General features: G+C 65.4%; 6 protein-coding genes. 1 reads left to right on the top strand and 5 read right to left on the bottom strand.

Annotated features, from left to right (window positions below):
* The coding region (locus Q2941_RS41910; protein ID WP_458196177.1) for a sensor histidine kinase at window positions 1-3023 on the bottom strand (3023 nt) is incomplete at its 3' end.
* A 396-nt stretch (window positions 3024-3419) separates the two neighbouring features.
* Entirely contained in the window at window positions 3420-4649 is a 1230-nt protein-coding gene (hemA, locus tag Q2941_RS41905; protein ID WP_458196178.1) for a 5-aminolevulinate synthase, read from the bottom strand.
* Between the two features lie 348 nt (window positions 4650-4997).
* Between hemA and aroQ the strand changes: the two genes are divergently transcribed.
* Window positions 4998-5429: a type II 3-dehydroquinate dehydratase gene (aroQ, locus tag Q2941_RS41900; RefSeq protein ID WP_027521416.1), complete on the top strand. Its 432-nt coding sequence runs from the start codon at window positions 4998-5000 to the stop codon at window positions 5427-5429.
* Window positions 5430-5438: 9 nt separating this feature from the next.
* Here the strand turns inward: aroQ and Q2941_RS41895 are convergent, their stop codons facing one another.
* The 3 genes from Q2941_RS41895 to Q2941_RS41885 all read right to left on the bottom strand — a co-directional run bounded on the left by Q2941_RS41895 (window position 5439) and on the right by Q2941_RS41885 (window position 9729).
* Complete coding sequence (locus Q2941_RS41895; protein ID WP_254109239.1) at window positions 5439-6500, bottom strand: MBL fold metallo-hydrolase; 1062 nt, start codon at window positions 6498-6500, stop codon at window positions 5439-5441.
* Window positions 6501-6690: 190 nt separating this feature from the next.
* Window positions 6691-8832 carry a methyl-accepting chemotaxis protein gene (locus Q2941_RS41890; protein ID WP_458196176.1) on the bottom strand — a complete coding sequence of 714 codons (2142 nt, stop codon included), beginning with the start codon at window positions 8830-8832 and terminating at the stop codon, window positions 6691-6693.
* Between the two features lie 165 nt (window positions 8833-8997).
* On the bottom strand, window positions 8998-9729 hold the full coding sequence (locus tag Q2941_RS41885; RefSeq protein WP_254109237.1) for an outer membrane protein: 732 nt from the start codon (window positions 9727-9729) through the stop codon (window positions 8998-9000).
* Window positions 9730-9794: the final 65 nt, after the last annotated feature.

Genomic DNA, 9794 nt, shown 5'->3' with positions numbered 1-9794 from the left:
GCATTGGCATCGATGGCGATGCCGTGCTTGAGCACTCGCGCCAGGCGCTCGACGATCGACAGGCCCAGCCCCAGGCCGCGTGCGATCCGCGCGCCCTGTTCGAGGCGGTGGAATTCCTTGAAGATCTCGCTGCGCTTCACGGCGGGGATGCCGACGCCGGTATCGTAGACGCAGACTTTCAGCGATTGTCCATGGCGGCGGCAACCGACCAGGACGCGCCCGCGCGGCGTATATTTTATCGCGTTGGAAATCAGGTTCTGGAGCAGGCGCCGCAGCAGCAGCCGGTCCGATTTGACCGCCAGCGAGCAGGGCATGAAGGTCAGCCGCAAACCCTTGGCGCGTGCAATCGGCGCGAATTCGATCTCCAGCGACCGCATCAGGTCGCCGATCTTGAAGCTCGAGATTGAGGTCGTCATGGCGCCCGCATCCAGCCGCGAGATGTCGAGCAGCGCGCCCAGGATCTCCTCGATCGCCTGGAGCGACTCGTCGATGTTCTCGACCAGCCGCGTCTCCTCGCCGCCATGCTGACGCTCGACCAGGCTCGTCGCGTAGAGCCGCGCGGCGTTCAGCGGCTGGAGAATGTCGTGGCTCGCCGCTGCGAGGAAGCGCGTCTTGGATATGTTGGCGTCTTCGGCGTTGCTCTTCGCCTGCGCCAGCTCCGAGTTCAGTCGGGTCAGCTCCTCGGTGCGGTCGCGCACCCGCTTTTCCAGCGTGGCATTGGCGCGCTCCAGTGCCTCCGCCGCCTCGAAGGTGGGCGTGACGTCGGTGAAGGTAATGACGAAGCCGCCGCCGGGCATGCGATTGGTCAGGACCTCGATGACCATGTGGCGATCGGGCAGGCGCTCCAGATACGGCGCGCTGTCGGTCGTATAGGCGATGAGCCGCCGCGCCAGCATCGCCTCGTGGTCGTCGACTTCCGCCGGATTGCCGGCACCCATGAATTCCAGGATCTCCCGCAGCGGCGTGCCGAACTGGATGAAATGCGGCGGCACGCTCAGCAACTCGCCGAACTGCCGGTTCGAGCAGATCAGCTGCAGGTCCTCGTCGAACACGGCGATGCCCTGGCGCACATGGTTGAGCGCGGTCTGGAGGATCTCGCGGTTGAAATGCAGCGCCGCATGGGAATCGTCGAGGAGTTTGAGCGCGGCTTTTGCCGATACGGTCCGCTTGCGCAGCAGGAGCGACATCACGAGGCGTGAGGAGGCCGCCCCGATCGAGGAAGCGATCATGTGCTCGGCATGCTGCAGCAGCTCGAAATCGGCCGGCGCCCCGGCTTCGAGCCGCACATTGCGCCGTGCTGCAAAGGCCTCGAAGGAATGCCGCGCGCGGTCGGGCCCGAGATATTGCGCGACGGTGCTCTGGATGTCCTGCACGGTCACGGTGGTGCGCCAGCGGCGGAAATTCGGTGCGATCGGCGCGAGCGTGTTGGGGACGAACAGGTCGCCCTGCACGAGCTCGATCGAGCTCGGCTGGCGCGCCAGCGAGAGCAGTACGTAGGTGAGGACGTTGAGCGACAGCGACCAGGCGACGCCATGCAGCAGCGGCGGCAGGTCGGCGCCGAACAGCGCCTGCGGCCGCAACGCTTCGATGCCGAACGGACCGTGCTGGAGGAGCAGGATGCCTGACGTCGAGGAGTCGAGGAAGCTCGGCAGGAACAGCGTGTAGAGCCACACCGCGAAGCCGACCAGCATGCCGCCGATGGCGCCGCGCGCGGTCGCGCGCCGCCACAACAGGCCGCCGAAGAAGCTCGGCGCAAGCTGGGCGATGGCCGCAAAGGACAGCAGACCAATCGCCGCGAGCTGGGTGTTGCCGAGCGCGCGATAATAGAAATAGGCCATCACCATGATGGCGAAGATCGCGAGCCGCCGTGAGCGCAGCAGGAAGTCGATGAAATCCGTGGCGCCGGCGCGGCCCTCGGGCCGGCGCTTCAGCACCAGCGGCACCACCAGGTCGTTGGAGACCATGATGGAGAGCGCGACGCATTCCACGATCACCATCGCGGTCGCCGCCGACAATCCGCCGACGAAGATGGCGACGCTGAGCAGGTCGTTGCCGCCCTCCATCGGCAGCGCCAGCACGTACATGTCGGGGTCGATCGCGCCGAACGGGAAGGTCACGAGGCCGGCGAGCGCGATCGGGATCACGAACACGTTGATGGCGACGAGATAGAGCGGGAACAGCCAGCGTGCGCGGCCGACCTCGGCATCGGACGAATTCTCGACCACGCTGACGTGGAACTGGCGCGGCAGCAGCATGACCGCGCAGAACGACAGCAGCGTCATGGTGAGGAAGTTGCCGATCGAGGGCGAATAGTTGATGGCGCGCACCGCCTCCGGCGTCTTCATCGCGCGCTCGATCAGTTCCTGCGGCGAGAACATCCAGAAGGTGACGAAGGCGCCGGCGGCGAGGAAGGCGACCAGCTTGACGATGGATTCGGTCGCGACCGCGAGCATCAATCCGTGCTGATGCTCGGTGGCGTCGGTCTGACGCGTGCCGAACAGCACGGCGAAGGCCGCCATCGTCAGCGTCACCATCAGCGCCATGTCGCCGAGGATCGGGATGTGGGAGAAGGCCTGGTCCTCGCTCAAGATGGTTTCGAGCGAGGAGGCGACGGCCTTCAGTTGCAGGGCGATATAGGGCACCGAGCCGATGATCGCGATCAGAGCGACCGTTGCCGCCACCGCCTGGCTCTTGCCGTAGCGCGCACCGATGAAGTCGGCGATCGAGGTGATGTTCTGCGCCTTGGCGAGCTGGATCACGCGGCGCAGGATGCCGGTGCCGATCCCGATCATCAGGACCGGGCCGACATAGATCGCGAGGAAGTCGGTCGAGGTGCGGGTGGCGAAGCCGACCGAGCCGAAGAAGGTCCACGAGGTGCAATAGATCGCGAGCGAAAGCGGGTAGATCAGGCCGGAGGCACGGCCGGCTTTAGCCTGGGAGCGGCGGTCGCCATGACTCGCCACCAGGAACAGAAAGCCGATATAGCCGAAAGCGGCTGCGATCACGCCCCAGTCATGCAGCATTGCTGGGGAACCTCTCCCTTGCGTCGCGGCGGGGGCCGCGTCCGATCTCATTTTCCGAAGAAAATCTAGCGCTTAAGCCTGCCGCAAGCGACAGCCATTTTTCCGGTTGCCGCAGGAACCATCATCGTCGTTAAGCCGCGCGGTGTCACCTGACCGCACGGTGGTCTCAGGCCTTCCGAGAGAGTCCCCGTGTGGTACCCCCCTCCCTGACCCTCCCCCGCAAGGGGGGAGGGAACGGGGACAGGATCGCCGGCTGCAACAGGCACGAGACAAGCTCCGTGTCCGTATGTGCGCTCAATCGACGTGAGGGTAAGCACCTGTCTCGCTCCCTCCCCCCTTGCGGGGGAGGGCTGGGGAGGGGGGTAGCCCCGGGGACGGCGGCAGTTGAAGGAGAACCTACTCCGCCGCCAGAGATTTCTGGCGCAGTGGCAGGCCGAGGCGGTCCCAGACCTGGAGCAGGGCTTCAGCGAGCTGATCGATGAGGCCGTCGTCGTGATAGGGCGAGGGCGTGATACGCAGCCGCTCGGTGCCCTTGGCGACGGTGGGATAGTTGATCGGCTGGATGTAGATGCCGTGCTCTTCGAGCAGGAGGTCGGAGGCCTGTTTGCACTTCTCGGGATCGCCGACGAACAGCGGCACGATGTGGGTGTCGCTCGACATCACCGGCAGGCCGGCGGCATCGAGGATCGCCTTGACGCGGGCGGCGCGGTCCTGGTGGCGCTCGCGTTCCCAGCTCGAGGTCTTCAGATGCTTGATCGCGGCGGTCGCGGCCGAGCAGATCGCCGGCGGCAGCGCGGTGGTGAAGATGAAGCCTGGCGCATAGGAGCGCACGGCGTCGATGATCTGGCCATTGGCGGCGATGTAGCCGCCGAGGCAGCCGAAGGCTTTCGCCAGCGTGCCTTCCAGGATGTCGATGCGATGCATCACGCCGTCGCGCTCGGCGATGCCGCCGCCGCGCGGGCCGTACATGCCGACCGCGTGGACTTCGTCGACATAGGTCATCGCGCCGTATTTCTCGGCGAGGTCGCAGATTTTTGCGAGCGGGGCGACGTCACCGTCCATCGAATAGAGGCTCTCGCAGGCGATCAGTTTTGGCCGGCTCGGGCCGGCGGCCTTCAATAGCGCTTCGAGATCGGCGAGATCGTTGTGGCGGAACACGATCCGTTCGCAGCCGGACTGACGGATGCCCTCGATCATCGAATTGTGGTTGAGCTCGTCCGACAGGATCAGGCAGTTCGGGATCAGCTTTGCGATGGTCGCAATCCCGGTCTGGTTCGAGACGTAGCCGGAGGTGAAGAGGAGAGCGGCTTCCTTGCCATGGAGATCGGCGAGCTCGGCCTCGAGCTGCACCAGCGGATGGTGCGTGCCGGCGATGTTGCGCGTGCCGCCCGCACCGGTACCGACCCGGGTCGCAGTCTCGACCATGGCGCCGACCACCTTCGGGTGCTGGCCCATGCCGAGATAGTCGTTGGAGCACCAGATCACGACGTCGCGCTTGCCCCTGGGCGAGTGCCATATCGCATGCGGGAACCGGCCGGCGATACGCTCCAGATCGGCGAAGACGCGATAGCGCCGCTCGGCGTGGAGGCGGTCGAGGGCGGAATTGAAGTACGCGTTGTAATCCATCGGCAGACCTGCGGCTGAACCTGGGCCCATGCGGCCATTTCTTCTTAGAGCTTTTCCAGCTCCAATGTCTATGTACCAGCCCACATTTGGTGGTGCGGCGGGCAGCACCATTCATAGCGGCGGGCCATCGGCAATAATTGATGTGGATCAACCGGCTAGCGCCGCCGCGCCGCGGCGGGGGAGCCGGCCGCTTGGGCTGCGCCGTCGCGCTCAGGCGGCATGGACATTTTGTCCATGGCGCTTCGCCGGTCATGATCGCGGAACCGGCTGAGCCTGGCTCGTGGCCCTTCTCCTGAAATGGCTGCGGTGCCGCCGGCCCGGCGAACAGCTCATGCAAAGGGAAGCGCTATGAAACGAGTGATGATCCTGAACGGCCCGAACCTCAATCTCCTCGGCGTGCGCGAGCCGCACATCTACGGCACGACGACGCTTCCCGAGATCAAGGCGAGCTGCGAGGAGGCCGCCGCGAAGCTCGGACTCACGGTTGCCTTCCACCAGTCCAACCACGAGGGTGTCCTCGTCGACCTGATCCAGTCGGCGCGGCAGGATGCCGATGCCGTCATCATCAATCCGGCCGGCTTCTCCTTCACGTCGGTTGCGATCATGGACGCGATCAAGGCGTTCGAGGGCCCCGTGCTGGAGGTGCACATCTCCAACATCCACGCCCGCGACGAATATCACAGGCACTCGAAGATTTCGTTCGTCGCAACCGGTGTGATCTGCGGGCTCGGGCCCTATGGCTACATCGCGGCGATGCACGCGATCGCGCAGATGAAGTGAGCCGAGCGCTCAGGTCGTCCTGAACTGAAGCATGCCGTCCTTCTCTTCGGCGGTCAGTCGTCCCTCGACCAGCATGTAGTTGACGTGGGCGATCAGCTCGCCCGCGGCAAAGCCCATCTGGTGGGGATCGAGCACGTGCTTGTGGAACACGACCGGCACGAGCTGGGACGAGGTCTGCGGCACCTCGCGGCAGGCTTCCGCGATCATCCGGCAGCGCTCCTCGTGATGATCGGCGAGCTGCTTGATGCGGGTCTTCAATCCGTAGAACGGCACGCCGTGGCCGGGCAGTACCAGCACGTCATAGGGCAGCGTCGTGGTGAGGCTCGCGAGCGAGGCCAGATATTCGCCGAGCGAGTTCTGGTCGGGCTCGACTGCCCAGACGCTGACGTTCGGCGAGATCTTGCTCAGCACCTGGTCGGCGGACAGGAACAGCTTGTCGTCGGCGCAGTACAGCATCACCTGGTCGAGCGCGTGCCCGCCGCCGGTGATCACCTTGAAGCGGCGCGTGCCGATCACGACCTCGTCGCCATGCGAGATGCGCCGATAGGACGCCGGCAGCACCGATACGCGCTTCAGATATTCCTGGCCGCGGCCGAGCAGCTTGTCGGTCAGCGTCTCGTCCATGCCGTGGCGGCGGAAGAACAACCGCTGCGCGTTGCGCCGCTCTTCGGTGCCGCGATTCTGGTGGTAGACCGATTGCAGATACTCGACCTGCGACATCTCGAGCGGACAGTTGAACCGCTCGACGATCCAGCCCGCGAGCCCGACATGGTCAGGATGGGAGTGAGTGACAATAAGCCGCGAGATGTTGACGCCCTTCAGCGGCCCGTCGAACAGCTTCGTCCAGGCCTCGATCGTCTCCTCATTGCCGAAGCCGGAGTCGATCATCGCATACCCGTCGCCGTCGGCGAGCAGGTAGATGTTCACGTGGTTGAGGCGGAACGGCAGCTTGAGCCGCACCCACAACACGCCGGGACGCACCTCCACGACCTCTTCAGGGCCGGGGTGCTGTTCCCAGGGGTAGCGCAGGGCCTCGGCCGAGGACTGCACGCTGTCGCTCTTCGAATGCATGCACTATCGGTACCCGCACATCGGGCGGGACGCCAGCCGAAAAACCACGCGGGGTGACGTTCGCATGGCCGTCATTCCGGCGGGCGGACACGACGTCATTCCGGGGCGCGGCAAAGCCGCGAACCCGGAATCCCGAGGTAGTGGCGCGCGATTCCGGGTTCGGTGCTGGCGCACCGCCCCGGAATGACGATCACGCCGCGCGGATATTGCTGAGGAACGCGTCGATTTCCCCGCGCAGCACGTCGGCCTCGCGGCGCAGCGCATCGGAGGCGCTCAGCACCTCCGTCGCCGCGGCGCCCGCCTCGGCCGAGGCCGTGGAGACGCCGACGATGTTGCTGGAGACCTCGCTGGTGCCACCGGCGGCGTGCTGGATGTTGCGGGCGATCTCGTGCGTCGCGGCACCCTGTTCCTCGACGGCGGCGGCGATCGCCGTGGTCACGTCGTTGATCTCGCCGATGATCTGGCCGATGCCCCTGATCGCGCCGACCGCAGAGGTCGTGACCTGCTGCATGCTGGCGATCTGGGTGCGGATCTCGTCCGTGGCCTTCGCGGTCTGACTTGCAAGGCTCTTCACTTCGGAGGCGACCACGGCGAAACCGCGGCCGGCTTCGCCGGCGCGCGCCGCTTCGATCGTGGCGTTGAGCGCGAGCAGATTGGTCTGCGAGGCGATGGTCTGGATGAGATCGACGACCACGCTGATGCGGCTCGCGCTGTCGGCGAGGCCCTGCACGGTCGCATCGGTCGCTCCGGCTTCGATGACCGCCTTCTTGGCGATCTCCGCCGAGGTGACCACCTGGCGGCTGATCTCGGCAATCGACGATGACAATTGCTCGGTGCCGGCCGACACCGTCTGCACGTTGACCGAGGTCTCCTCGGCGGCCGACGCCACGGCGTTGACCAGCGCATTGGACTGGTCGGCCGTCGACGACATGCTCTGCGCGGTCGCCTGCATCGAATTGGCCGATTGAGCGAGGTTGTCGAGGGCTGTTCGCACGGTGCCTTCGAACGATCCGATCTGCGCTTCCATGCGCGCGGCGCGCTCGGCTTTGGCGGCGCGGTCCTTGTCCTGCTCGCTGGAGAGCGCGCGGGCCTCGATCATGCTCTGGCGGAACACCTGAAGCGTATCGGTCATGGCGCCGATCTCGTCATTGTGTTTGGTGCGGACGATCTCTGCGTCGAGATCGCCGGTCGAGAGCAGCTGCATCGCGCGCTGCAGTCCGCCAATGCGGCGCAGGATGTTGCGTCCGACATAGAGCCAGACGAACAGCACCGAGCCGACCAGGGTCAGCGCGCCCAGCGCCAACATGACCATGGTGGCGAACGAAATTTGCCTGCGCGCCTGGAAGGTCGAGTCGTTGGTCTCCTTCTGCACGCCTTCGACGAGTTGCTGCACGCTGATGCCGAGGCCGACATTGAGCTTGCGGGTTTCGTCGAGCACGGTCTGGCCGTAGTCGGCGGCGTCGAGCTCCTTCTCGCGCAGGTTGAACACGCCGGTCTTGCCGGTGCCGAGCGCCAGCAGCCTTTCGGCCGTCTCGCGCAGCATCTTGCTGCCCTGATTGTCCGGCAGCAGGTCGAGGTTGGACCGCAGGCGGCCCTGCGCCGTCTTGAAATCCTTCTGGATGTCGTCGAGCTTGTCGGCGGTATTGGCCGAGAGCGCTGCGCTCATGTCGGCTGCCGCGAGATTGCCGCTGGCGACGACATTGCCGAGCTGGCCGACGGTCTGCGCAGCTTCGGTGGCGTCTTCGGCCGACAGGTTCGCCGAACCGAGAATCGCGTTCACCTGGGTCTGGGCGTTGAGCATCGCGGGACTTGCCGCGCCTACGAAATCGCCCTGCGCCTTGCGCAGCGCATCGTATTGCTTGTCGTGAAGCGCCGCGACGTCGAGCCGCTCGCGCGCGGCCGAAGTCAGGCTTTGAGCTGCCTCATTGAGATTCTTGATGGTGTCGTTGAGTCCCGTGACGATCGTCTTGTCGGCGCCGAGCTCGATGATCTCGCCGAGCTTCTGCTGGACCTGCTGCTGCAATTCCTTCAGCTTCTTGGTGCGCTCGTTCAGCGCGTCCTCACTCGGCGCGGCGAGCAGGGCCGGTCCCTGTGCCGCGAGGCTCGCGCTCAGTGCCGACAATTGCAGGCTTGCGGCGAGGCGCGGGATGTCCCGTCCGCTCAGGTCGATCATTCGCTCGCCGAGATTTTGCAGCACGTAACCGGCGCCCGCCGAGATCACGAGGCCCATGCCCGCGATCACTGCGAAGGCAGCGAACAGGCTGCCGCGCACGCCCCATTTAGGCAACGAGACACGAGGCCTGAATCTGCCCAGGCTCACACGGATCGCCATCAGAATTCCCCCACGCCGATTACTTTATGTTTTGCGGCCGGCAGTATCGGGGGAGCGAGTTAAAAAATCGCAAGTGGCGCAATCGCTTGCGCTCTTTCCACACGGCGAAAAAAGAAGGGCCGGCGAGTCTGCCGGCGCTTCCGCAGGATCAGTTGTGGTTAGCGATCAGTAACGCGCGGCCACCGGGGCGCCCCAGTTGAAGCGGTAGTTGACGCCCGCCTTCACGGTGTGGTCGTCGGTGGTGAAGCTGCCGGCGGGCACCAGCGCGGCCGGAGCGGTGAAGGTGGCGCTGCCGAAATTGTAGTACTGGTACTCGGCCTTGGCCGACCAGCTCGGGGCGAACATGTATTCGAGACCGGCGCCGACGGTGTAGCCGTTGCGATGATCGCCGGAGATCGCGAACGCGACCGGCGCGCCGCCGAGCGTCACAGTCTCGTTGTTGTTCGAATAGGCGTAGCCGCCCTTCACGTAGAGCAGACCCGGACCCCAGGTGTAACCGACGCGACCGGTGATCGAGCCGAGGCCGCGCTGGTCGTTGGTGTAGGCGTAGCCGCTCGGGAACACCGCGCCGACGCTGCCGGACAGCCAGGAGTACTGGCCTTCGACGCCGACCACAAAGTTCGGGTGGAACTGCCAGTCCGCGCCGACCTGGAGACCGCCGAGAAAGCGACCGTTGCCGTTGTTGCCGGTGGAGAGGCCGTTGAAATTGTTGTCGCTCGAGAACGCGCCGCCCAGATGCGCACCGAGATAGAAGCCGGTCCAGTTGTAGATCGGCGCGACATAAGCCGGCGCAGGCGTCTTGCTGTAATAGGGGCGGGCGCCGAGATCGGCACCGACGGCGGGCGCGGCCGCGCTTAACGAGAGCAGCGTAACGGTCGCGAACAGAATCTTCTTCATCGTCTCTAACTCCAACACTTCATTCCCGGCAGGCGCGCATCCCGCGCCGTCGTTGCTTCGCAGAT

This window comes from Bradyrhizobium sp. UFLA05-153 (assembly GCF_054185185.1).
The sequence above is the reverse complement of the archived record's forward strand: the minus strand, read 5'-3'. Positions and strand labels throughout refer to the sequence as shown.

Coding starts and splice junctions, on each gene's coding strand:
- hemA (WP_458196178.1), bottom strand. CDS start 4,649: ATGGATTACAACGCGTACTTCAATTCCGCCCTCGACCGCCTCCACGCC.
- aroQ (WP_027521416.1), top strand. CDS start 4,998: ATGAAACGAGTGATGATCCTGAACGGCCCGAACCTCAATCTCCTCGGC.
- Q2941_RS41895 (WP_254109239.1), bottom strand. CDS start 6,500: ATGCATTCGAAGAGCGACAGCGTGCAGTCCTCGGCCGAGGCCCTGCGC.
- Q2941_RS41890 (WP_458196176.1), bottom strand. CDS start 8,832: ATGGCGATCCGTGTGAGCCTGGGCAGATTCAGGCCTCGTGTCTCGTTG.
- Q2941_RS41885 (WP_254109237.1), bottom strand. CDS start 9,729: ATGAAGAAGATTCTGTTCGCGACCGTTACGCTGCTCTCGTTAAGCGCG.